Annotated in this window: 25 protein-coding genes and 1 pseudogene; 12 read left to right on the plus strand and 14 right to left on the minus strand. The window is 65.0% G+C overall.

All coding sequences use genetic code 11. The features are described from left to right. The 11 genes from VNW74_RS15865 to VNW74_RS15915 all read right to left on the minus strand — a co-directional run. Nucleotides 1-469: amino acid ABC transporter ATP-binding protein (locus tag VNW74_RS15865; RefSeq protein WP_325678437.1), on the minus strand; the 469-nt coding region annotated here is incomplete at its 3' end. Continuing rightward, nucleotides 466-2256: an ABC transporter substrate-binding protein/permease gene (locus tag VNW74_RS15870; protein ID WP_325678438.1), complete on the minus strand. Its 1791-nt coding sequence runs from the start codon at nucleotides 2254-2256 to the stop codon at nucleotides 466-468. The genes VNW74_RS15865 and VNW74_RS15870, both read right to left, overlap by 4 nt. 25 nt (nucleotides 2257-2281) lie before the next feature. Further along, nucleotides 2282-2968 (minus strand): GntR family transcriptional regulator, encoded by a 687-nt coding sequence (locus tag VNW74_RS15875; protein ID WP_325678439.1) that lies wholly within the window; start codon nucleotides 2966-2968, stop codon nucleotides 2282-2284. A gap of 11 nt (nucleotides 2969-2979) precedes the next feature. Further along, nucleotides 2980-3780, minus strand: coding sequence for an LLM class F420-dependent oxidoreductase (locus VNW74_RS15880; RefSeq protein WP_325678440.1), 801 nt, complete (start codon nucleotides 3778-3780; stop codon nucleotides 2980-2982). Between the two features lie 23 nt (nucleotides 3781-3803). After that, a complete protein-coding gene (locus VNW74_RS15885; protein WP_325678441.1) occupies nucleotides 3804-4706 on the minus strand; it encodes an alpha/beta hydrolase in 903 nt (300 codons plus the stop codon). Beyond that, nucleotides 4703-6127, minus strand: coding sequence for an MFS transporter (locus VNW74_RS15890; RefSeq protein WP_325678442.1), 1425 nt, complete (start codon nucleotides 6125-6127; stop codon nucleotides 4703-4705). The genes VNW74_RS15885 and VNW74_RS15890 overlap by 4 nt, the downstream gene beginning before the upstream one ends. Before the next feature lie 78 nt (nucleotides 6128-6205). Further along, a complete protein-coding gene (locus VNW74_RS15895; RefSeq protein WP_325678443.1) occupies nucleotides 6206-6838 on the minus strand; it encodes a maleylpyruvate isomerase family mycothiol-dependent enzyme in 633 nt (210 codons plus the stop codon). After that, nucleotides 6835-7320 (minus strand): SRPBCC family protein, encoded by a 486-nt coding sequence (locus tag VNW74_RS15900; protein ID WP_325678444.1) that lies wholly within the window; start codon nucleotides 7318-7320, stop codon nucleotides 6835-6837. Before VNW74_RS15900 ends, VNW74_RS15895 begins: the two co-directional genes overlap by 4 nt. After that, a complete protein-coding gene (locus VNW74_RS15905) occupies nucleotides 7317-7637 on the minus strand; it encodes a metalloregulator ArsR/SmtB family transcription factor (protein ID WP_325678445.1) in 321 nt (106 codons plus the stop codon). Before VNW74_RS15905 ends, VNW74_RS15900 begins: the two co-directional genes overlap by 4 nt. A gap of 239 nt (nucleotides 7638-7876) precedes the next feature. Next, entirely contained in the window at nucleotides 7877-8986 is a 1110-nt protein-coding gene (locus VNW74_RS15910) for an inositol-3-phosphate synthase (RefSeq protein WP_325678446.1), read from the minus strand. 53 nt (nucleotides 8987-9039) lie between these two features. After that, on the minus strand, nucleotides 9040-9582 hold the full coding sequence (locus VNW74_RS15915; protein ID WP_325678447.1) for a PadR family transcriptional regulator: 543 nt from the start codon (nucleotides 9580-9582) through the stop codon (nucleotides 9040-9042). Nucleotides 9583-9821: 239 nt separating this feature from the next. Here VNW74_RS15915 and VNW74_RS15920 point away from each other — a divergent pair, with 239 nt between their 5' ends. Both VNW74_RS15920 and VNW74_RS15925 read left to right on the plus strand, forming a co-directional pair. Further along, nucleotides 9822-11009: an LLM class flavin-dependent oxidoreductase gene (locus tag VNW74_RS15920; RefSeq protein WP_325678448.1), complete on the plus strand. Its 1188-nt coding sequence runs from the start codon at nucleotides 9822-9824 to the stop codon at nucleotides 11007-11009. Between the two features lie 145 nt (nucleotides 11010-11154). Continuing rightward, nucleotides 11155-11442, plus strand: coding sequence for a hypothetical protein (locus VNW74_RS15925; RefSeq protein ID WP_325678449.1), 288 nt, complete (start codon nucleotides 11155-11157; stop codon nucleotides 11440-11442). 204 nt (nucleotides 11443-11646) lie between these two features. Here VNW74_RS15925 and VNW74_RS15930 read toward each other — a convergent pair. After that, nucleotides 11647-11748 (minus strand): annotated as a pseudogene (locus tag VNW74_RS15930) (winged helix-turn-helix domain-containing protein); the annotation flags it as partial. A gap of 95 nt (nucleotides 11749-11843) precedes the next feature. On the opposite strand from VNW74_RS15930, the gene VNW74_RS15935 reads away from it, so the two are divergent. The 9 genes from VNW74_RS15935 (at nucleotide 11844) to VNW74_RS15975 (ending at nucleotide 20701) form a co-directional block, all read left to right on the plus strand. After that, nucleotides 11844-12269 (plus strand): DUF5318 domain-containing protein, encoded by a 426-nt coding sequence (locus VNW74_RS15935; RefSeq protein WP_325678450.1) that lies wholly within the window; start codon nucleotides 11844-11846, stop codon nucleotides 12267-12269. Next, on the plus strand, nucleotides 12262-14799 hold the full coding sequence (locus VNW74_RS15940) for a transglycosylase domain-containing protein (RefSeq protein WP_414686695.1): 2538 nt from the start codon (nucleotides 12262-12264) through the stop codon (nucleotides 14797-14799). The genes VNW74_RS15935 and VNW74_RS15940 overlap by 8 nt, the downstream gene beginning before the upstream one ends. Further along, nucleotides 14796-16448: a glycosyltransferase family 87 protein gene (locus VNW74_RS15945; RefSeq protein WP_325678451.1), complete on the plus strand. Its 1653-nt coding sequence runs from the start codon at nucleotides 14796-14798 to the stop codon at nucleotides 16446-16448. Before VNW74_RS15940 ends, VNW74_RS15945 begins: the two co-directional genes overlap by 4 nt. A gap of 85 nt (nucleotides 16449-16533) precedes the next feature. Next, a complete protein-coding gene (gene rpsF / locus VNW74_RS15950; RefSeq protein ID WP_325678452.1) occupies nucleotides 16534-16824 on the plus strand; it encodes a 30S ribosomal protein S6 in 291 nt (96 codons plus the stop codon). A gap of 210 nt (nucleotides 16825-17034) precedes the next feature. Then, on the plus strand, nucleotides 17035-17553 hold the full coding sequence (locus VNW74_RS15955) for a single-stranded DNA-binding protein (protein WP_325678453.1): 519 nt from the start codon (nucleotides 17035-17037) through the stop codon (nucleotides 17551-17553). Nucleotides 17554-17616: 63 nt separating this feature from the next. Next, complete coding sequence (gene rpsR / locus VNW74_RS15960; RefSeq protein WP_325678454.1) at nucleotides 17617-17874, plus strand: 30S ribosomal protein S18; 258 nt, start codon at nucleotides 17617-17619, stop codon at nucleotides 17872-17874. Between the two features lie 31 nt (nucleotides 17875-17905). Next, entirely contained in the window at nucleotides 17906-18364 is a 459-nt protein-coding gene (rplI, locus tag VNW74_RS15965; protein WP_325678455.1) for a 50S ribosomal protein L9, read from the plus strand. A 487-nt stretch (nucleotides 18365-18851) separates the two neighbouring features. Beyond that, entirely contained in the window at nucleotides 18852-20225 is a 1374-nt protein-coding gene (gene dnaB, locus VNW74_RS15970; protein WP_325678456.1) for a replicative DNA helicase, read from the plus strand. Nucleotides 20226-20323: 98 nt separating this feature from the next. Continuing rightward, on the plus strand, nucleotides 20324-20701 hold the full coding sequence (locus tag VNW74_RS15975; RefSeq protein ID WP_325678457.1) for a VOC family protein: 378 nt from the start codon (nucleotides 20324-20326) through the stop codon (nucleotides 20699-20701). An 808-nt stretch (nucleotides 20702-21509) separates the two neighbouring features. Here the strand turns inward: VNW74_RS15975 and VNW74_RS15980 are convergent. Beyond that, a complete protein-coding gene (locus VNW74_RS15980; protein WP_325678458.1) occupies nucleotides 21510-22064 on the minus strand; it encodes a TetR/AcrR family transcriptional regulator in 555 nt (184 codons plus the stop codon). Nucleotides 22065-22162: 98 nt separating this feature from the next. Between VNW74_RS15980 and VNW74_RS15985 the strand changes: the two genes are divergently transcribed. After that, on the plus strand, nucleotides 22163-23026 hold the full coding sequence (locus tag VNW74_RS15985) for an SDR family NAD(P)-dependent oxidoreductase (RefSeq protein WP_325678459.1): 864 nt from the start codon (nucleotides 22163-22165) through the stop codon (nucleotides 23024-23026). A 114-nt stretch (nucleotides 23027-23140) separates the two neighbouring features. On the opposite strand, the gene VNW74_RS15990 is transcribed toward VNW74_RS15985, so the two are convergent. Further along, a partial coding sequence (locus VNW74_RS15990) for a thiolase C-terminal domain-containing protein (RefSeq protein ID WP_414686696.1) occupies nucleotides 23141-23373 on the minus strand: 233 nt, incomplete at its 5' end.

Below are 23373 nucleotides of genomic sequence, written 5' to 3' on the forward strand. Positions count from 1 at the left end.
CCATCGCCAGCGCCCGGGCGATCGCCACCCTTTGCTGTTGGCCGCCCGACACGGCACCGGGGCGGCAATCGGCCTTGTGCTTCATGCCGACGCGGTCAAGTTGCGCCAGCCCCAACTCGCGAGCCGCGTCGCCGGAGAGTCGTTTGAGTTTGCGCGGCGCCAGCATGACGTTGTCCAGGACGCTCAGGTGCGGGAAAAGGTTAAAATGTTGAAACACCATGCCAATCCGCTGCCGAACCATATTGGGATCGTCCTTCAAAACCGACTGACCGTCGAGCAAGATGTCGCCGTCGTCGGGTTCGTGCAATCGATTTAGCGCGCGCAGCAGGGTCGACTTTCCGGAGCCCGACGGGCCGATCACCGCCACCGTGTTGCCGGCGGGAGCGCTGATGTCTACACCGCGCAGCACTTTATTGCGGCCGAAGGATAAGTGAATCCCATTGCCCGCCAACGACACTGACTCGGTCATAGCATCTCCTGACTACTTGCCAATGCCAGCGGATCTTCCGGTTCGCCGGCGGCGGCCCGGCCGTGCCGAAGCCGGTTGTCGACGAGGTTGACCAGGTGGGTCAGCGGGATGGTCAATATCAGGTAGAACACCCCGGCCGCGACCAGCGGCGAGAGGCTGCCGGTCTGCGCGTTGAGGTCGCGGCCGACCTGGAACAGTTCGCGTTGGCCGGCGATCAGCCCGAGGAAGTACACCAGCGCGGAGGCTTTCAGCAACGCGATGAACTGGTTGACGAGCGCGGGCAGTACCCGGCGGATGCCCTGCGGGATCACCACCATGCGCATCGCGGTGTCGTAGCTCAGCCCGAGTGCGCGGGAGGCGTCCAGCTGCCCGGGTTCGACGCTCTGGATGCCGGATCGGAAGATCTCGCCCACATACGCGGCGGCCGTCAGGCCCAGGGCGGCGATGCCCAGCGGATACGGGTTGTTGTTCGTCAGTCCGCCCACGATCGGCCCGATTCCGAGCCCGATCAGCAAGATGATCACCACCTCGGGCAGGCCGCGGAAGATGTCGGTGTAGACCCGCGCCGGCCAGCGCAGCCAGCGGGTCCGCGAGACACCCGCCACCGCGAGGCCCATACCGACCACCAGGCCGATCACACTGGAGCTGACCGTCAAGATCAGCGTGTTGGGTAGGCCCGTCGTCACCATCGCCGGGATGGCCTGCTTGTACAGATCCCAGTCGAAGAATTGGTCCCGCAGCTGGGCCAGCGTGGATTTCGGCTGCGCGGCCGCAGCCGCCTCCTCGCGGTGATTGTGTTTGGCGATCGCCGCGAAGTCCGGCAGGTGCGGCGTCGGTGCCGATTTCGATCCCGGCTTCCAGCCCGGCGGCAAGGGCCGGGGAACCCAGTCGGTATACAGCTGCGACCAGGTGCCGTCGGCGATGACGGCGTCCAAGCCGGCGTTCAGCGCATCGATCAGCGGCTGGTTGTCTTTGGCCACCGGGAACGCTACGAAACTGCCCGGACTAAACGTGTAGGCGGCAACGATGGCGGTATCGCCGTGCCGCATCACTTTTGCCGCCTCCACTGCCGGCGCCACCCACGCGTCGATCTGATGGTTCTTCAGGCACGTGTACAGGGTGGTGAAGTCGGGGAATTTCACCGGCTGCACATGCACGGTGTCGACGACGTAGGCCTCTTCGACGGTGCCCTGAATGACGCCTATCCGCTGCCCCGCACCCAGTTTGTCGAAGCTGTCGAGCGACGAGCGGGACGGCACGATCAACGACAGGTAACCGAAGTCGTAGCCGTTGGTAAATCCGACTGTGCGGCGGCGTGCTTCGGTGGCGACGATCGACGACGAGGCGACGTCGAAGCGTCCCGTCGCCACTTGGGCGAGCAGGCCGGCGAATTCGGTGCCGGCGAAGACCACGTTCAGCCCCAGCTTCGCGGCGATCGCGCGCAGCAGCTCGTTGTCATAACCGGTGTAACGCCCCGTGGTGTTCAGGCAGCTGGTCGGGGGACCTCCCGGCTGGGTCCCGACGGTCAGGGTCCGCGGCGTGCGCAAGCCCAGCGCGTCGACGTTCACCGAACTCAACGGCTCGACGTTGGCAGTCGTGTAGTCGCGTTCCTCCGGCGGGCTGGCGGTGACCAGCTTGTCCGGCAGGGCGATCGCGCCCTCTTTGCCCGACGGCTTGCACAGGTTGTCGGCCGCCGCCGGCGCCATCGGAGCTAGACAATAGGTCAGCAGGACCACCGTGAACATCGCGAACAGCTTTGAACCGACACGGCCAACGTTGACGTCCATGAGCGCAAGATATCGGCCGACCCGGTTAGAAGGCGAACGCGGACTTCGTGGGCTTTCCTGCGGGGGCCAACACTCGGCGCCGCACGAGTTCGGCGATCATGACTTTGGCCATCAGCTCCGCGCAGGCGCTGCACGCGGCCCGGGCGGCGGCGGGGTCGCGGTGCCGGATCGCCGCGGTCTCGTCTTCGTAGAACGGCAGCATCTCGCCGACGATGTTCGGGTAGCTCACCAAGAACGCCCGCGGAATCAGGCTCCGCGAGGCCCGAATGGCGGCGTGCAGTCGCGGCCCTGCGTATTGGTCGTTGATGGTGCGCCGGTATTCCCATGTGGCCGGCTGGAATAGCCGCGGTTCCTTCGCGCTGCGCAGCGTCCGCATGGTGGAGTCGAGCTGGTCCAGGATGCGCGGGGTGGGATTGGCGGCGGCGCGCGCCGAGGCCATGCCGTTGAGCACGCCGTGCAGCTCGTGGTGCTCGAGGATGGTGTCTTCGTCGAAGCGCTCGACGAACGCGCCCCGGTGATACCGGGTGGAGAGCACCCCGTCGTGTTCCAGCTGAACGATGGCTTCTTGGATGGGAACGCGGCTGATGCCCAGCTCCCTGGCGATCTCGTTGCGGTCGACCCGGTCACCCGTGCGCAGCTTGCCGATCAGCACCTGGTTGAGAATGTGGGCGACGACCTGGTCCTTCTCCTTCGCCCCGTATGTCTTAGGCATGCTGGGCGTTTCTAACGGCGATCACGCCAGCGACACAACGTCTCGGCGCCGGCCAGGTCGTAGTCCGGGCCGGAGGCGCCGATGGTCAGCAGGCTTACCCCGAGATCGGCCAGCGCCTCGGCCTCGGCGATCAACGCGTCGGCACCCGCGGTTCCGGTTCCGCCGCCCACCGCCGCCGATCGTGCGATGCCGGCCGGATCACGCCCGACGGCGGTGCAGTGGTCGGCCAGGACAGCCGACTTGGCGGGATAGGAGTCGACGGTGGCGAAGCTGTGCCAGATGTCGGCATGCTCGGCGACCAGTCGCAAGGTCTTCTTCTCACCCCCGCCGCCGATCAGGACTGGGATGTCGCGGGTGGGCGCCGGATTGAGCTTCGCCAGGCGGGACTTGATCCGCCGCAGCGCCGCGCCCAGATCATCGAGCCGGCTTCCCGCGGTTCCGAACTCGTAGCCGTACTGGTCGTAGTCCTTGCGTTTCCAGCCCGAGCCGATGCCCAACACCAGACGCCCGTCGGAAATGTGGTCGACGGTGCGGGCCATGTCGGCGAGCAGTTCGGGATTGCGGTAGGAGTTGCAGCTGACCAGGGCGCCGATCTCGATGCGCGACGTCTGCTCGGCCCAGGCGGCAAGCATTGTCCAGCATTCGAAGTGGGCGCCGTCCGGATCACCGTAGAGCGGAAAGAAGTGATCCCAGTTGAACGCGATGTCGACGCCGATGTCCTCGCAGCGACGGACCGCGTCACGGATGTTCTGGTAATGCGGGGCATGTTGGGGCTGAAGCTGTACACCGATACGCACGCCAGGTGAACTCATACCACCAAACTAGGCGCTGAGACTCAGCCGCCGTCGAGGACTCCGCGCAGGATGTCGATCAGGGCGCGGGGTTGGTCGCTTTGCACCGAATGCCCGGAATTCTCGACGACCTGCACACCGCGAAACGCCTGCGCGCGTCGCCCGAGTTCGTCGGCGTCGTCGTCGGAGACGAAGCCCGATTTGCCGCCGCGTACCAGCCTGATCGGCGCGGACAACCCGGCGACGCCGTCCCACAGGCCGTCAAAGTCGGGGAATTCTCGGATGGTGTCGTAACGCCAGGTCCAGCGGCCGTCGTCGAGCCGGTGGGAGTTGTGGAATACGCCGCGGCGCAACGATTTCGGGTCGCGGTGCGGCGCCGCGGCGGTAGTCAACTCGAGCATCGCCGCAAAGCTGGGGAACTCCCGGTCACCGTGCATCAGCGCCACCGTGCCTTGCTGTTCGGCGGTCATCTCGGCGTGCCGGCGCAACGCTGACGGGGTGACGTCGACGAGGACGAGCTCGCGCACCAGGTGCGGCGCGACCGCGCCCAACCCGATCGCGGTCAGCCCGCCCAGCGACATCCCGACGACGAGGTCGGCGTCCGGCGCGAGCTCATTCAGCACCGGTGCCAGTGCTGCGGCGTTGTGCTGCGGCGAATAGTCGCCGTCCTCCCGCCACGCCGAATGCCCGTGGCCGGGCAGGTCCACCGCCAAAGCCGGCTGCCCTAGACCCAGGATCACGGTGTCCCAGGTGTGCGCGTTCTGCCCGCCGCCGTGCAAGAAGATGACCCGTGGTGAGGAGTCACCCCATTGCAGCGCGCTGACGGCGCCGGTATCGATCCGCCGCACGTGAGGCAAGGGTCCTTCGACGCCGGCCTGCTCTGCGTTCTCGGGCAACAACGCGAACTCGGATAGTCCAACCAGTTCGTCGTCGGAAGTGTCGGTCACGGCTCTGACACTACGACGGCGTCGTCGACCCGCACGGGTTGGTCTGCGTCACCGCTTCGCCACCAAGCGCCTAATCCCGCAGCGATCAACGCCGATGTGCTTGCGGCTGCGGCGATGAATTCCCAGCCGTGCCTAACGGTGGTCAGGTCGATTCCCGGCTGGTAGATCATGGTCAAGACCGCGGTGCCCAAGACGGTGCCTAGTTGCCGGGCGGTGTTTGTCAGCGCGGATCCGGCGCCCCAGCGGTGAGACGGCAGCGACAAGCCCGACACCGCAGAAAGGCTGGGCATCACCAACCCCACTCCGGCTCCGGTGAAGAGCTGACCGGGAAGGAAGTCGAGCAGATAGTCGGGGTGGTCGCTTACCCGGCACAGCCAGATGACGATCCCGACGAGATACAGGGCGGCGCCCGTCGCGGCCACCGCGCCGACGCCGATTTTGCCGATCAGCCGAGCGGCCAGCGTCAGCGACACCACGACCACGACCACCGGACCCGGGGACAGACACAAGCCGGCGACGAGCGGCGTCTCGTGCCACACGGTGGTCAGGAACATCACGCTGCTCAGTAGCATTGCGCCGAATGCCGCGGCAAACAGCAGCAGGGCCAGGCAACTCGACCACATCGGTACGACCCGTACCGCGGCGAGATCGATTGCGGGCGAAGGATGGCGCAGCGAACGCCACACCGCTAGGGCCATCGCGCATGCCGCGCCGACGGTGGCGGCAACGAGCGCGGTGGCGGTGCGACCGCCCGCCGGCAATTCGATCAGCGCCCACACCAACGACCCGATGCCAAGCACCACGCTCACCGCACCCAGCAGATCGGGAATCCCCGTCCCGGTCGCCTTCGTATCGGAGAGGACCCACGGGCCGGTGACCAGCGCTGCCAATACCAGTGGAATGTTGACGAAAAAGATCCACCGCCAAGACAATTCGACCAGCATGCCGCCGACTGGTGGCCCCAGCGCCGCGGCCATCCCACTCATCGCCGACCACTTGCTGACCGCCGCGGCGCGCCGCGACGCGGGAACGGCGGCCATCAGCAACGCGAGCGAACTGGGCATCAGCATCGCCGCGCCGAGGGCCTGAACGACCCGGGCGGCGACCAACATGACGAACGACCCCGACAACCCGCAGGCGGCCGACCCCACGGTGAACACGACCAGACCGCACAGGAAGACGCGGCGATGCCCATAGCGGTCTCCGAGCCGGCCGGCGGGGTTGAGAAAGGCGGCGAACACGATGGTGTAGCCATTGAGAATCCACGACATCGCGCCGAGATCGGGGTTGCCGAAGGCCACGCGGATCTCCGGGAAGGCGATGTTGACGATGAACAAATCCAGGCTGGCGAGAAAGGCCGCGACGGACACCACCAAGACTGTCGCCGTCGAACGCGCCGAAGATGGTGTCGTCGACGCCACGATCTGAGTATAGGACACCATACTCAGAGACGGGTGCTGGCCGAACAAGGCGATGGTGACTAACCACCAAATGGCCGCCTAAGTGGTGACACGCTCCATCATCGTGGCTCGCCCCGGCCCGTTGAGTTCCTTGACGGCTTCAAGTCGGCCTGTCATCGCCATTAGCAGTGCTTCTCCTGTGCCGCTGACTTCGGGGCCCTCGCCGTGCTGCCAGCGAAGGTCGGTCGCTTTTAATCGCAATCCTCGGATGCGACGCCCTGCGCCTAGCCGGGGGTTTGCGGGCACCAGCGGCAGAATCCGTTCGAGACGTTCAACTGGCACGGTTCGCGGATGACCGAGCGCGCGGCGGATGTCCTGGTGGTGGACAGTTCCATCGATGAGCCCAATCATCCCGCCAAAACCAGCGGTAAGTCCTTGTGGACGGAGATGCCTGCCGAGGAACTCCATCAACTCCTGAGGAGACATTGGCGCGAACTCCTCGACACCAACCTCGTTAGCATGCACAACCCGCCCCTTCGCGAAACGCTTCATCAAGCCGAAAAGGGTCAAATCTTCGTAGCTGACCATGTGGGCAACGACGTCTTTCACCGTCCATCCTTTGCACAGGCTCGGCGCATGCCACTCCTGCGGTCTCAGCGTTTCAAGGAACGCGGCCAGGTCGGTGCGCTCTTCAACCGCCAAGTCCATGAGGGACTTCTCGCCCGCGCTCATCGTGACACGTCCGTCGTCATCTCGACGTAGCGGCGCAGGTATAAAGGCCAACCCGCGTCGCCGTCAACTCCGTCGGCGACGGCTCGCCAGCCAAGGCCGTGGCGATCAATGTGTCGATGCTCCAACTCCACCCGAGTGCGATCACCGGACTCGGCGATGAAACGCACCTCGACTTCGCTCGTCTTGCTAGGGTCGGCTTCCAGTTGCCAGGTCGGTCCGATGTCCCATGAGAAGACAACGCGGTGCGGCGGATCGAAGACGAGGACGCGAGACCATTCGCACCGACTGCCGTCGGTCCCGACGTCATAGATGTGTCCGCCCACCTTCGGCTCAAAGACTGTTTCGGCAATCGGGACCGCCAGCAGATTGTGTTCGCGCGGCTTGATCGCGTCGAATCTGTCTGTGAACAATGCGAATGCACGCTCCACGCCAGTGTTAACGACGACACTTTTCCGTATCGGCTCGACCGCTGGTGACGTCATTTGCCTTCCCCTTCCTCATCGGCGATCAATCTGTATGCGTCCAGAGCCTTGCCCCAGAACACGTCTAGCTCCGACCGCAGCGCCTCAACGCCCTCCGGGTTCACCCGATAGATGCGCCGCGTGCCGACTGCGCGATCTGCAACCAGCCCGGCGCGTTTGAGCACTTTGAGATGCTGCGACACGGCTGGCCTGCTAACGGGCAGGCCATGGGCAAGCGCGCCAACCGCCATCGGCCCAGCGGCCAGGCGCTTGAAAATGGCGCGTCGGGTTCCGTCGGCGAGAGCCGCCCAAGCGTCAGCGGCTTCGTAAGTGACCACGGATGGTAAGTCTAGACTTACCGATGTGGATTGCGGCCCGGATCGATCGGAACAGCAGGTCCAGCGTCTGCTCTCTCTGCCGGATCGAGGCACAAGTCATCCCCTGGCAAGGACGTGCTGAACGTCCACGGCTTCACCGACGCCTATCAGCGGGCAGACGAACCCCACATTTCTGAGGGCGTTTATCCGCAACGCAAACCGGCCCGCCACCTCGGTAGCGGGCCGGTTGTCGAGAGACGCTAGTCGGCGCCGATGATGAACTCTTCGAGCTGGGTGCGCGCAACGTCGTCGGGCAGCTGCTGCGGCGGGCTCTTCATCAGGTAAGCCGATGCCGGGATCACCGGTCCACCGATGCCGCGGTCCTTGGCGATCTTGGCCGCCCGCACCGCGTCGATGATCACGCCGGCTGAGTTCGGCGAGTCCCACACCTCGAGCTTGTACTCCAGGTTCAGCGGCACGTCGCCGAAGGCACGGCCCTCCAGCCGGACGTAAGCCCACTTACGGTCGTCGAGCCAGCCGACGTGGTCGGACGGGCCGATGTGGACGTCTTTGGTCTTGAACTCCCGCTGCAGATTCGATGTGACGGCCTGCGTCTTGGAGATCTTTTTCGACTCCAGCCGCTCACGCTCGAGCATGTTCAGGAAGTCCATGTTGCCGCCGACGTTGAGCTGCATGGTGCGGTCGAGTTGCACGCCGCGGTCCTCGAACAGCTTGGCCATCACGCGGTGCGTGATCGTGGCACCGACCTGGCTCTTGATGTCGTCGCCGACGATCGGCACGCCGGCGTCGGTGAACTTCTTGGCCCACACCGGGTCGGACGCGATGAACACCGGCAGCGCGTTGACGAACGCAACGCCGGCGTCGATCGCGCACTGGGCGTAGAACTTGTCGGCTTCTTCGGAGCCCACCGGCAGGTAGGAGACCAGCACGTCGGCCTGGGCGTCGCGCAGCACCTTGACCACGTCGACGGCCTCGGCATCAGAGATCTCGATGGTCTCGGCGTAGTACTTGCCGATGCCGTCGAGAGTCGGGCCGCGTTGCACCGTCACGTTGGTGGGGGGCACGTCGGCGATCTTGATGGTGTTGTTCTCCGACGCGAAAATCGCCTCGGACAAGTCGAATCCGACCTTCTTGGCGTCCACGTCGAAGGCCGCGACGAACTTGACGTCGCGAACGTGGTACTGGCCGAACGTCACGTGCATCAAGCCGGGCACAGTGCTGTTCTCGTCGGCGTCGTAGTAATACTGCACGCCCTGGACCAGCGAGGACGCGCAGTTGCCGACGCCGACAATAGCGACCCGGACCTCGGGCCGCGCCCCGGACGCCCCTAGCGGCTTGTGCTCACTCATACCGCGTTCTCCTTAACTCATATCTGTGTCGTGGATGGTGTGGTTTACCGGCTCTAGGACTGCTCAGCGCGGCGTTGCGCTAATAGTTCTGCCGCGATCAGCTCGTTGAGCCAATTGACTTCGCGCTCGCTGGACTCCAACCCGAGTTGATGTAACTGGCGGGTGTAGCGGTCTAACGAGTTACTGGCCCGCGCCACTGCTTCACGCAGACCTTCCCGGCGTTCTTCGACCTGGCGACGACGGCCTTCCAGGATGCGCATCCGCGCCGCGGCCGGCGTGCGGTTGAAAAATGCCAGGTGCACGCCGAAGCCGTCGTCGGTGTAGTTAACCGGACCCGTGTCGGCCACCAGCTCGGTGAAGCGCTTGCGGCCGTCATCGGTCAATTCGTAGACGCGCCGGGCACGCCGCACAGGCGTCCCGGCGGGGGCGGCGTTCTCGGCGATCAGCCCGTCCGCCTGCATCCGTCGCAGCGCGGGGTAGAGCGAACCATAGGAAAACGCCCGGAACGCCCCGAGCAGACCGGTCAACCGTTTGCGCAGCTCGTAGCCGTGCATCGGTGACTCGAGCAAGAGTCCCAGGATGGCGAGCTCCAGCATCGAGTCACCTCCTTTGCTCGGTCCGGTGCGACAGTTTATGTCGGGTAGCTGTCTCGCGTCATAGTATCGACTCGATATATTCGCCGCCACTCCAGCTGAAGTTCTCGCTCTGTTCAGCCGCTTTTTCCGGGCCGTCAGGAGGGGTGACTCGCTCGACGGTGCCATGGTCTGCGGCGGGTTGTAATCACCGTGGTTGCAAGCCTGTTGGCGGCGGTCGCCAGCAGGCATAAACAAATAGCGTGTCGATACATCTTCATTGGTTCCTGCCCACGTACGGAGATTCTCGCGACCTCATCGCCGGTGGTCACGGCAGCAATATGCGCGGCGACCGGCCGGCCGATCTGAAATACCTGATCCAGCTCGCCCAGGCCGCCGAGATCAACGGCTTCGAGGCGGTGCTCACACCCACCGGGTTGTGGTGCGAAGACGCCTGGCTGACCACGGCCATGCTGATCAACAGCACCGAGTCGCTGAAGTACCTGGTGGCGTTCCGTCCAGGGCTGATCAGTCCCACGCTGGCAGCGCAGATGGCGTCGACCTATCAATGGCACTCCCAGGGCAGGTTGTTGCTGAACGTGGTCACCGGCGGCGAAAGCATCGAGCAGCGGGCGTTCGGCGACTTCCTGGAGAAGCGGGACCGTTACGCGCGATGTGGCGAGTTCCTCGACATCGTCCGCACGCTGTGGACGTCCGACGATCCGGTTACCGTGGCCGGCGAACATCTGCGCGTCGAGCAGGCATCGCTGGGGCGCCGGCCCGATCCGCTGCCTGCCGTCTTTTTCGGCGGGTCCTCGCCGGAGGCCGGCCAGGTCGCGGCGAGGTACGCCGACACGTACTTGACCTGGGGCGAGCCGCCCGCGCAGGTCAGCGAGAAGCTCACCTGGATCCGCGGTCTGGCCAAGGCGCGGGGCCGGAAACTCAGCTACGGCATCCGCTTACACGTCATCTCGCGCGACACCAGCGAGCAGGCCTGGTCCGAGGCGCAGCGGCTGCTGAGCGCGCTGAACCCGGAGACCGTGGCCGCGGCGCAACAGTCGCTCGCCCGCTCGGAGTCCGAAGGGCAACGTCGAATGCGTGAATTGCATGGCGGCGGTGATGATTTCGCGCAAGGGGTGGACGCCCGACGGCTGGAGATCTACCCAAACCTGTGGTCCGGCGTCGGCTTGGTCCGCGGCGGCGCGGGCACCGCCCTGGTCGGTTCGCATGAGGAGGTCGCCGACCGGATCACCCAGTATGCCGAGCTGGGTTTGGACCACTTCATCTTGTCCGGCTACCCGCACCTCGAAGAGGCCTACATCTTCGGGGAGGGGGTTCGCCCGATCCTGGCCCGGCAGGGTCTACTGGGCGACGGCGCCGAGGTGACCCGACCGGCCGGACCCGTCCGGACGGCGTTTCTTTCGCACGTCGGAGACGCCAGTGCTTCTTAGCCCGGTTACCGACGCCCTCAATTTTGACGTCCTCGACCACGCGCTCAGTGCACTGACCAGACGGGCTCGTTCCGGGGCATGACGCACAGAAGCGCCGGTCGTGGGGCCGCCGCGACCGTCACCTGCGCTGACAGTGGTTTTAGCGATGGCCGCCGGGGCCGCCGGGGCCACCGTGGTCACCGGGACCACCGTGGTCACCAGGCCCGCCGAACCCACCGTGGTCACCGGGACCACCATGGTCGAACCCACCGTGGTCACCGGGACCACCATGGTCGAACCCGCCGCGGTCACCGAACCCACCGCGGTCACCCCGAAAGTTGTCGTGGCAGTGTCCCCCGTCCCAGTTGTCGCCCCAACCCGGGTCCCAAAAGTCACCTGGGCACCACTGGGGGAACGGACCTGGCTGAGCTTGAGCATCCGTCGCCACACTTAGACCGGCCAAGCCTAGACCGGCGGCCGTGACGGCTGTTGCTGCGGCAAAGCGTGCGACATTCTTCATACTGCCTTGCTACCAGCACAAGCTGTGAGTTCTCCGACAGCTAAACGGCGCGCCGCCCTTTCTCCTTGCCTTGTTCCTGGCGTAGGCCGCGTTCTACGCCGTAAGGAGCTTGCTCACTTGGTCCCTCGAAGTAGGCGCCTGGCCAACCTCGGTCACCGTCCAGACCAAGCCCCGGCTGTTGGTGAGGAGGCCCAGCCCTTTGAGATACGTGCGCGCCCAGGCGAGGCGGTACCGAATCTGACCCCGGATGGGGCCCGCGCGGGCAAGGCCGGGAAGGCACACGGAGTGGCCGGGCCATCTCTCGGCATCGGTTCTTCGGACGTACTCTGGTCATCGTGCGATTGCAGCGACAGGTAGTCGACTACGCGCTTCGGCGGCGCTCACTGCTGGCCGAGGTCTACTCGGGCCGGACCGGAGTCTCCGAAGTGTGTGACGCCAACCCGTACTTGCTGCGCGCAGCGAAGTTCCACGGGAAGCTCAGCCAGGTGATGTGCCCGATCTGCCGCAAGGAGCAGCTCACGCTGGTGTCGTGGGTATTCGGCGACCACCTGGGCCCCGTTTCCGGTTCGGCGCGCACCGCCGAAGAATTGGTCTTGCTGGCATCCCGCTTTGACGAGTTCTCCGTACACGTGGTGGAGGTATGCCGGACCTGTAGTTGGAATCACTTGGTCAAGTCGTATGTGCTCGGCGCAGCGCGCCCGGCCCGCCCTCCCAAGGGCAGACGGACGGCGCGCAACGGCGCGCGTACGGCCAGTGAATAACGAAGGACAGCAAGACCACTCGGCCGCTGAAACCCCGAACGGGTCAGGGGCCGACGGTGGGCACAAGCACTCCTCCGCCGGAAACGGAGGCGGTCAGGGACCGAACTCACCGCCCCGGCGGCGCTCCCCGGTTCCCCCCGACGACCGGTTGACCACGATCCTGCCTCCGGTCAGGGACGACACGCCGCACCCTTTACGGGATCCGATTGAAGCGGTCAAGGCCGCATTGGACGGTCGGCCGCCGACGAGCGCGTCGGAGCGACGCGACCCGCTGGAGTTGGCCACGGCTGCACTGGAACGCCGGTCGGCGCAGGGTCATCGGCAGCCACCCGGCGGGGGCGGCGGCGGCCGCCCGCCGGGTCCACCGCGGCGGAAGCTGCCACTGCCGGACTGGGGCTGGGTCCAGCGGATCGACTGGACGTGGCTGCACGGCATCAGCTGGACGTGGGTCCGTCGCGGGCTTTACGTCGCCGCCGCGGTGCTGCTGCTGTTGCCGATCGTCACCTTCGCGATGGCCTATTTCATCGTCGACGTTCCCAAGCCCGGTGACATCCGCACCAACCAGGTCTCGACGATCCTCGCCAGTGACGGCTCAGAGCTGGCCAAAATCGTTCCACCGGAAGGCAATCGCGAGGACGTCAGCATCAACCAGGTGCCGGTGCACGTGCGGCAGGCGGTGATCGCGGCCGAGGACCGCAACTTCTACTCCAACCCCGGCTTCTCGTTCACCGGCTTCGCGCGGGCGTTTAAGAACAACATCTTCGGTGGCGACACGCAGGGCGGGTCGACGATCACCCAGCAGTACGTGAAGAACGCGTTGGTGGGATCACAGCGCGCCGGAGTCGGCGGCCTGATCCGCAAGGCCAAAGAACTCGTCATCGCCACCAAGATGTCGGGCGAATGGTCCAAAGACGATGTGCTGCAGGCCTACCTCAACATCATTTACTTCGGCCGGGGCGCCTACGGCATATCGGCTGCCTCCAAGGCCTACTTCGGCAAGCCCGTCGATCAGCTCACCGTGGCCGACGGTGCACTGCTGGCCGCACTGATCCAGCGCCCCTCGACGCTTGACCCCGCGGTGGATCTGCCGGGCGCCAAGGTCCGGTGGAACTGGGTGCTCGACGGCATGGTGGACGACCGCGCACTGTCGCCGACGGACAGGGCCGCCCAAGCGTTTCCGCCGACGGTGCCGCCCGATCAGGCCCGCGCGCAAAACCAGACCACCGGGCCCAACGGGTTGATCGAGCGGCAGGTCACCAGGGAGCTGATGGATCTGTTCAACATCGACGAGCAGACGTTGAACACTCAGGGACTGCAGGTCACCACCACCATCGATCCGCAAGCGCAGAAGGCCGCGCAGGACGCGGTGTCGAAGTACATGGACGGGCAGGCCCCCGACATGCGCACCGCGGTGGTCTCCATCGATCCGCACAACGGCGCGGTGAAGGCCTACTACGGCGGAAATGATGCCCACGGCTTCGACTTCGCCCAAGCTGGGCTGCAGACCGGGTCGTCGTTCAAGGTGTTCGCGCTGATCGCCGCCTTGGAGCAGGGCATCGGTCTGGGCTATCAGGTGGACAGTTCACCGCTGACGGTCAACGGCATCAAGATCACCAACGTCGACGGTGAGAGCTGCGGAACCTGCAATATCGCCCAGGCGCTCAAGCAGTCGCTGAACACCTCCTACTACCGGCTGATGCTCAAGTTGAAAAACGGTGCGGACGACGTCGCGGACGCCGCACACCAGGCGGGCATTGCGACCAGCTTCCCCGGTGTTGAGCACACGCTGTCCGAAGACGGCAAGGGCGGCCCGCCCAACAACGGAATCGTGTTGGGCCAGTATCAGACCCGGGTGATCGACATGGCCTCGGCATACGCCACGCTGGCCGCATCGGGTGTCTATCACCGACCGCATTTCGTGCAGAAGGTGGTCAGCTCCGAGGGCCGGGTGCTCTTCGACGCCACCGGCTCCGACAACTCCGGCGAACAGCGGATCCCCAAGGACGTCGCCGACAACGTCACGTCTGCGATGCAGCCGATCGCCGGGTATTCGCGCGGCCACACGTTGGCCGGCGGACGGCAGTCGGCAGCCAAGACCGGCACCACGCAGTTGGGCGACACCGAGGCCGACAAAGACGCCTGGATGGTCGGCTACACCCCGTCGCTCTCGACCGCGGTATGGGTGGGAACGGTCACCGGCGACAAGCCGCTGGTCAACAAGTGGGGGTCGCCGATCTACGGTTCGGGCCTGCCGTCGGACATCTGGAAGGCAACCATGGACGGTGCCCTCAAGGGCACCACGACGGAGTCCTTCCCCAAGCCGGCCGAGATCGGTGGCTACGCGGGTGCGCCGGCCGCGCCGCCGCCGCCACCTGCGCCGCCGCAGATGACGGTGATCCAGCCGACGATCGAGGTGGCACCCGGCATCACGATCCCGGTCGGTCCGCCCACCACCGTCCCGGTCGGGCCGGCGCCGGCACCTGCGCCGCTGCCACCGGGAGCACCCGAGCCTGCATCCCCGCCGCCGTGACCGGCGCCGGGGCGGGCCGCGCAGGCGTCTCGCCGCGGCCCTTGGCCGCCGACTTGCGCTCCGCCGACGATCGCGATTGCCCAAGTCGCACCGACATTCTGGGAGCGGCGCTGTCCGACGTCATCGGCGGCCCGGTGGGCCGGCACGCGATGATAGGGCGCACCGCTTTCCTCACCCCGTTGCGAGTGATGTTTTTGATCGCGCTGGTGTTTTTGGCGCTGGGTTGGTCGACGAAAGCGGCGTGCTTGCAAAGCAGCGGGACCGGGCCGGGTGACCAGCGGGTCGCCAACTGGCAGAACCAGCGCTCGTATTACGAGCTGTGCTACTCCGACACCGTGCCGCTATACGGCGCGGAGTTGTTGAGCCAGGGCAAGTTTCCGTACAAGTCCAGCTGGGTCGAGAAGGACGCCGACGGCAAGCCGCAGACCCGCTATGACGGTCGGCCCGCGGTGCGGTACATGGAGTATCCGGTGCTCACCGGGGTGTATCAGTACATCTCGATGGCGCTGGCCAAGACGTACACCGCGGTGAGCAAATTGATCGGGTTACCGGTGATCGCCGAGGTGGTGATCTTTTTTGATGTCACCGCACTCGGGCTGGCGTTGGCTTGGCTGACGACGTTGTGGGCCACCGCGGGGCTGGCGGGCCGTCGGGTGTGGGACGCGGCGTTGGTCGGCGCGTCCCCGTTGGTGATCTTTCAGATGTTCACGAATTTCGACGCGCTGGCAACGGCTTTGGCACTTGGCGGGCTGCTGGCGTGGGCGCGACGGCGACCGGTACTGGCCGGGGCGCTGCTCGGGCTGGGTGTCGCGGCCAAGCTGTATCCGGTGTTGTTGTTGGGCCCGCTGCTGGTGCTGGGCATCCGCACCGGGCGGCTTCGTGAGCTGGCCCGCACCGCAGCTGCGACGGTGGCGACATGGCTGGCGGTGAACCTGCCGGTGATGGTGCTCTTTCCCCGGGGTTGGTCGGAGTTCTTCCGGCTGAACGCCCGCCGCGGCGATGACATGGATTCGCTGTTCAACGTCGTCAAGTCGTTCAGCGGCTGGCAGGGCTTCGATCCGAAGCTGGGTTTTTGGCAGCCGCCGCAAGTCCTGAACACGGTCGCACTGGCGCTGTTCGTGGTGTCATGTGCGGCAATCGGTTACGTCGCACTGACGGCTCCGCAGCGACCGCGCGTTGCGCAGCTGGCGTTCTTGGTGGTGGCGGCGTTTCTCTTGACCAACAAAGTGTGGAGTCCGCAGTTCTCGTTGTGGCTGGTGCCGCTGGCGGTGCTGGCGTTGCCGCACCGCCGAATCCTGTTGACGTGGATGACGATCGACGCGCTGGTGTGGGTGCCGCGGATGTACTACCTCTACAGCGTGCCCAATCGCGGGTTACCCGAGCAGTGGTTCACCGCCACGGTGCTGCTGCGTGACGTCGCGGTGCTCGGCCTGTGCGCACTGGTGGTCCGACAGATCTACCGACCCGAGGAGGATCTGGTGCGCTGGAGTGGACGGGTGGACGATCCGGCGGGTGGGGTGTTCGACCGGGCCGGCGACGCGCCACCCCGCTGGCTGGCGCCGTGGCTGCGTCCGGCCCGGCTACGACAGCCGGCCGTGTCCAGTGCCGCGGCCGAAGCGGATTTCGCAGGCTCGGCCCCCGTCCGGTAGCCTGGGGCGGTTGCCGACGCAGGCGACCCTCCTGCCACGGAAAAGACCGTGGCCGCACACGACCATAGGAGGTGATGAGGTCCCCATGCGTCCATACGAAATCATGGTCATCCTCGACCCCACCCTCGACGAGCGCACCGTAGCCCCGTCGTTGGAGACCTTTCTCAACGTCGTCCGCAAGGACGGCGGAAAGGTGGACAAGGTCGACATTTGGGGTAAGCGGCGGCTCGCGTACGAAATCGCGAAGCATGCCGAGGGCATCTACGCCGTGATCGACTTGCAGGCCGCGCCTGCGACGGTGTCCGAGCTTGACCGCCAGCTCAGCCTGAATGAGTCGGTGTTGCGCACCAAAGTCATGCGCACCGACAAGCACTGACCCGACGACGATGCAGAGCGCGAAGCGCGATGAGGTGGGGGTACCCCCACCCGCTTGCGGGGGAGAGCCGGTCCATCAGACCAAGCCCGACCTGCGCCTGTTGGCGAATGACCGCGTCGCGTCGTAGCCGTTGCGTAGGCTCTGCGACAGCACGCGCTTGACCACCCACCCGCCGAATCCCGGCAGGATCACGAGGACCAGGAGGTTATTGTGGCTGGTGACACCACCATCACGGTCATCGGAAACCTGACCGCTGACCCCGAACTGCGGTTCACGCCGTCGGGGGCGGCCGTCGCGAACTTCACGGTCGCGTCGACGCCGCGCATGTTCGACCGTCAGACCAACGAGTGGAAGGACGGCGAGGCGCTGTTCTTGCGGTGCGCCATCTGGCGTGAGGCCGCCGAGAACGTGGCCGAAAGCCTCACTCGCGGCTCCAGGGTGATCGTGCAGGGCCGGCTCAAGCAGCGTTCGTTCGAGACCCGCGAGGGTGAGAAGCGCACCGTGGTCGAGGTCGAGGTCGACGAGATCGGCCCATCACTTCGCTACGCGACCGCCAAAGTCAACAAGGCCAGCCGCAGCGGCGGCGGGGGCGGTGGCTTCGGTGGTGGCGGCGGCGGGGGCTCCCGTCAGCCGGCCCAGACCGGCGGCGGAACCGGCGGCGACGACCCGTGGGGTAGCGCCCCGGCTTCCGGTTCGTTCGGCGGCGGCGACGACGAACCACCGTTCTAGTTTGTAACCAATTTTTCTCACCAACTTCCGAACTTTTAGATCGACAGAACGAAAGAGACAGAGATGGCCAAGTCCAGCAACAAGCGGCGGCCGGCGCCGGAGAAACCGGTCAAGACGCGCAAGTGTGTGTTCTGCTCCAAAAAGGGCCAAGACATCGACTACAAGGACACCCAGCTGTTGCGCACCTACATCAGCGAGCGGGGCAAGATTCGCGCGCGTCGCGTCACCGGCAACTGCGTGCAGCATCAGCGTGATATCGCAATCGCGGTCAAGAACGCCCGCGAGGTGGCGTTGCTGCCGTTCACGTCCGCGTCGCGGTAACCGCTTAACGTAGAACGGAATTGACGAAAAGATGAAGCTCATTTTGACCACCGACGTCGACCACCTCGGGTCCGTCGGCGACACCGTCGAGGTCAAGGACGGATACGGCCGCAACTTCCTGCTTCCGCGTGGCCTGGCGATCGTGGCGTCGCGCGGTTCGCAGAAGCAGGTCGAGGACATCCGTCGTGCCCGTGAATCCAAGCAAGTGCGAGACTTGGAGCACGCCAACGAAATCAAGACGGCGATCGAGGCGCTGGGCACGGTTGCGCTACCGGTGAAGACCGCGGGCAACGCGGGCAAGCTGTTCGGGTCGGTGACACCGGGTGACATCGTCACCGCGATCAAAAAGGCCGGCGGACCCAACCTCGACAAGCGCATCGTTCGGTTGCCCAAGGGCCACATCAAGGCGGTCGGCAACCATCCGGTCACGCTGCATGTGCACCCAGAGGTAGACGTCGAGGTCGCACTCGACGTCGTTGCCGAGGCTTAAGGTTCGACACCCTAACCCCGGTGGCGGCCAACCGGCCGCGACCGGGGTTTTGGCGTTGCTACGGATGCTGGCGAACTTGCCCGCAAGCACGACTATTAGCGAACGTAACCGTCCGTTAACGCCGCGAATCATTACCTGAAACGCAACACGCCCGAAGTGGCAACCCGACCCGACACGCCGAAGAGATTCCCATCCACACAAAGTGTGTAGCTGTGTGGTGCGCTTAGCTGCAGTGATGCCGCACTGCCGCATATTGCTCCACAAGTTCTCCACACCCCCTCAACACAGGCACTGCTGGATATGCACACACGATGCACAGGTCTATGAACAACGCCGTTTGGAGTCCTTGCCAGCAACCTTTAGCGTCGACCCGGTTGTGGGGTGATGGCGGTGCTTTGACTATGAGGGATGTCGGGGGCATAACTTAGGGTCAAGTCATCATATCGAATATGTGTTCGAGCGTCGTGCCGAAGGAGGTGGGGAAGCCGTGGCAGTCGTCGACGATCTCGGCCACCCCGGCATAGACGTACCCAGCGAGGACTACGGCCGTCAGCCGCCACAGGACCTCGCGGCCGAGCAGTCGGTCCTGGGCGGAATGCTGTTGAGCAAGGACGCCATCGCCGACGTGCTGGAAAAGCTGCGGCCCGGCGACTTCTACCGTCCGGCGCATCAGAACGTCTACGACGCCATCCTGGACCTGTACGGGCGGGGGGAGCCGGCCGACGCCGTGACGGTCGCCGCCGAGTTGGACCGCCGCGGCCTGTTGCGCCGGGTCGGCGGCGCCCCGTACCTGCACACCCTGATCTCGATGGTGCCGACGGCGGCCAACGCCGGCTACTACGCCGACATCGTCTCCGAGAAGGCGCTGCTGCGCCGGCTGGTGGAAGCCGGCACCCGGGTGGTCCAGTACGGCTACGCGGGTGCAGAGGGCGCCGACGTCGCCGAGGTGGTCGACCGCGCGCAGGCCGAGATCTACGACGTCACCGATCGGCGGCTCTCCGAAGACTTCGTCCCGTTGGAGGATTTGCTGCAGCCGACGATGGACGAGATCGACGCGATCGCCTCCAACGGCGGCCTTGCCCGCGGGGTGCCCACCGGGTTCACCGAGCTCGACGAGGTGACCAACGGCCTGCATCCGGGTCAGATGATCATCGTGGCGGCCAGGCCTGGCGTGGGGAAGTCGACCCTGGGTCTGGACTTTTTGCGGTCCTGCTCGATCAAGCACCGGATGGCCAGCGTCATCTTCTCGCTGGAGATGAGCAAGTCAGAGATCGTGATGCGCCTGTTGTCGGCCGAGGCGAAAATCAAGCTTGCCGACATGCGTTCCGGCCGGATGAGTGACGACGACTGGACCCGGCTGGCACGGCGGATGAGTGAAATCAGTGAGGCGCCACTGTATATCGACGACTCACCGAACCTGACGATGATGGAGATCCGCGCCAAGGCGCGCCGGCTGCGACAGCGGGCCGATCTGCGGCTTATCGTCGTCGACTACCTGCAGCTGATGACCTCCGGGAAAAAGACAGAGTCGCGGCAGGTCGAGGTGTCCGAGTTTTCCCGTCACTTAAAGCTTTTAGCCAAGGAGCTCGAGGTTCCGGTCATCGCGATTAGCCAGCTCAACCGTGGTCCCGAGCAGCGCACCGACAAGAAGCCGATGTTGGCCGACCTTCGTGAGTCGGGCAGCCTGGAGCAGGACGCCGACGTGGTGGTCCTGCTACACCGGCCGGATGCCTTCGAACGCGACGACCCGCGCGGCGGCGAAGCGGACCTGATTTTGGCCAAGCACCGCAACGGCCCGACCAAGACGGTGACCGTCGCTCACCAATTGCACCTGTCGCGGTTCGCCAACATGGCGCGGTAGGTGTGGTCGTAGTTATTAGTAGTACTACTCTAGTGGTCATTGTCGCTGAGGCAGCTGAGGACAACGCTCTACCCGACCAAGTGAAAGGTGGCCGCTGAATGATACTTAAGACTTACGCCCGCTGGTTTACCCACGACGTCGACGCCGCGCTGCCGGCTTTAGAGTCGATTGTTGGCCGTCAGGCTGAATACCGTTTTGCGTTTGGGGATCTAGAGATCGCGGGCATTGGAGACTTTTGCGTCGTCGCTGGCTGCGCTGAGGCACTGGCGCCCTATACGGGTACCGTTGGGCCGGTTGTGGTCGATGACCTGGATGCCACGCAGGCCCTGGTACTCGCTGCCGGCGCGTCCATCTCGCGCGACGAGGAGACCAGCACCACTGGGCGTTTTTTCTATGCTCGTCACCCCGACGGCGTGGAAGTCGAGTACCTTCAGTGGAATCCCGAGACGTTGCAGAAGGTTTTTGGCACCCGGTGAACGTCACCAGCGATCTCGCTCAACAATTTGTTGCCCCCGACCCGTTTTAGTTGCGCCCGGCGTCGACTCTGTCCGCTCGGTCTAGGCATTGCTTTGTTGACGAGGCCCTGGGCTGCCATAAACACCAAGTCCACGAGAAGCACCTTGGTGCCGCAGCGCTTGGTCCGCACTACCTCCCATCCGTATACACGGGTCGAGCGGCACGGTTCGGCATGCACGGCGATGCCAATGGTCCACAGCGTCGCGTTGACCGCCGGCAAGCCGACCTGGTACCGCAGCCGGTCCGGCTGACCCCGGCAGCGCTGCAGCGACACCGTTCACAGCGTCAGTCCCCAATCTTCAAATGCATCTCGACATAACAGCAACGCTTGACCCCCAGCGGTTTGAGCGACGCAGAGCTGGTCAGGAACCCTCACGAGGCGGTAAATTGCGTTGTTAAACAAGAGCTTTCAGCTTGTTAAGCTCGCCGCAGCTCGACATCCCTACGCCTTTTTGTTGTTACTAGCAACAGCAGAGCGCTCGACGCTAGCGTCGTTGTCGATTCTCAAACTGTTTGTCATGTTCTCAGCGAGCAGACGTTCTGCGCACCTGGCCCCGTACCATCTGACACCTATGTAGTTTGCTGTAGGTAGCGCGTCGCCTGCGTGCAGTTGATCGGTGATGAGGTCGACAGCGATCGACTGGATTGCGGGTCTTCCTCACGTCGCGGGGTGCGAGACGGTTGCGTTGTGTGTATCGGGAGCGAAAGTCAGTGCCGTGGTTTTCGCGAAATGTTCCAGAGCCGCGTCCCGGATCTGAGGCGCGTCGATTACCGGTCTGTGACCAGGAGACGGACCGCCGTGACGACGCTGGCGCGACGCTCGACGGCATCGAAGGCAGGGTCCGTTGCCGGTGATACCGAAGCGCCGCTGAGTGATAGCTGGATCACCAACGCCAGGAGCTCGCCCGGAGCGATCTGGGCGGCGATGATCCCGGCCTGCTGTGCATGGCGGATCGCAGCCACCTTGAAGTCGTTGGCGTTGCGGACGGCTGCGGTAATGGGGGCGTGAGGCCGCTCTAGGGCCATCCAGACCGCCAGCCGGAGTACTTGTTCGTGGTCGCGGTAATAGTCGAACAATGCGCCGGCGTACTCAGGAAGGCGCGATGCGTCCATGGGTGCGTCGTTGACGGTTTGAACGACCCTCGAGTCGTAGACCTGTTCAAAGAGCTCCTGTTTGCTGCCGAAGTAACGGAACAACAGAGCTTCGTTGACCCCAGCCTCGGCGGCGATGCGAGCCGTCCGCGCGCCCGCGATTCCATGCCGGGCGAATTCGACGCCTGCGGCGTCGAGCAGGCGTTTCTTGGTGTCGTCGGATCGAGCCACATGCGCATCGTACGGCGTAAGTAACCACTTGCAAACCCTCCGGTGAGGCATGTATCTTTCACCGTAAGCAGATACTTACAACATCAAGGAGAGCCGCCATGGGAAAGACTGTGGTAATCACGGGTACTGCGTCCGGGTTCGGCCGTTCGAGTGTGCAGCGCTTCGCTGCCGAGGGCTGGAACGTGGTCGCCACGGTCCGCAAGGAGGCCGATCTCGAGGTGCACTCGGACCTCAAGCAGGTACGTACATTGCTGCTCGACGTCAACGACGAGGACGCCGACACCGCGTTCGCTGCTACCGCACTCGACCAGTTCGGTCCGGCCGACGCGCTGGTCAACAACGCCGGCTATTACCAGATGGGTCCGGTTGAAGCGAGCACGATGCAGCAGGTCCACGACCAGTTTCAGACCAACGTCTTCGGCCTGATCGCCTTGACCAAGGCGTTCCTGCCGACCTTTCGTCAGCAGCGCTCCGGAGTAATCGTCAACCTTTCGTCGATCAGCGCCGATCAGGGCTTTCCGTACACGGCCGTCTACGCGGCCTCCAAGGCTGCGGTTGCCGCGTTCACCGAAGGACTCAACGTCGAGATGTCGAGCTTCGGGGTCAGCGCGAAGGCGATCTTCCCCGGCCAGCACAGCACCCGCATCTTCACCAAGATCGACTCCGCGGCCGACGTGCCCGAGGACTATCGGGAGGCCATGGCCTCCTTCTTCGCCGCCAACACGTCCGGTTCCGCACCGGAGGTCACCTCCGACGTGATCTTCGAAGCGGTCACCGACGGCAAGGACGGTCAGGCCCGCTACTACTCGGGGCCCGATGCGGTCGCGATTCCACGCGCCCGCCAACTGCTCGGTTCGTCCTGGTACTGGGAGGAATTCCGGGCCGCGAACACCGGCAACCCCAGCCCGTTGTGGAATGCGTTGATGCCGCGCGGCGGGGACGCCGTCGAGATGGGGGTGTGACCACTAAGGCCGACGACGCACCGTGCAGAGGGTTGGTCGCCAACTCGGGTATGGCTTCGAGTCGGCGGCCCTGGGTCCGCCAGACCGACGTCGACCGCGGCCATGCACCAGGGGTCAGGGACGTTCTCGGGTGAGCGTCATGGCTCCTGCGATCGGACCGCCACCGTTGGACACCAACGCGACTTCGGCATCGGCCACCTGTCGACCGGTGGCTTGTCCCCGAAGTTGGGTGACCGCTTCGTGGATGAGGCCGTATCCGTGCAGTCGGCCGCCCGAGAGTTGGCCTCCGCCGGTGTTCAACGGCAACTCACCGCCCAGTGATATACGTTGCCCACCTTCGAGATAGG

It is taken from the genome of Mycobacterium sp., from assembly GCF_035570115.1.
GTDB lineage: Bacteria > Actinomycetota > Actinomycetes > Mycobacteriales > Mycobacteriaceae > Mycobacterium.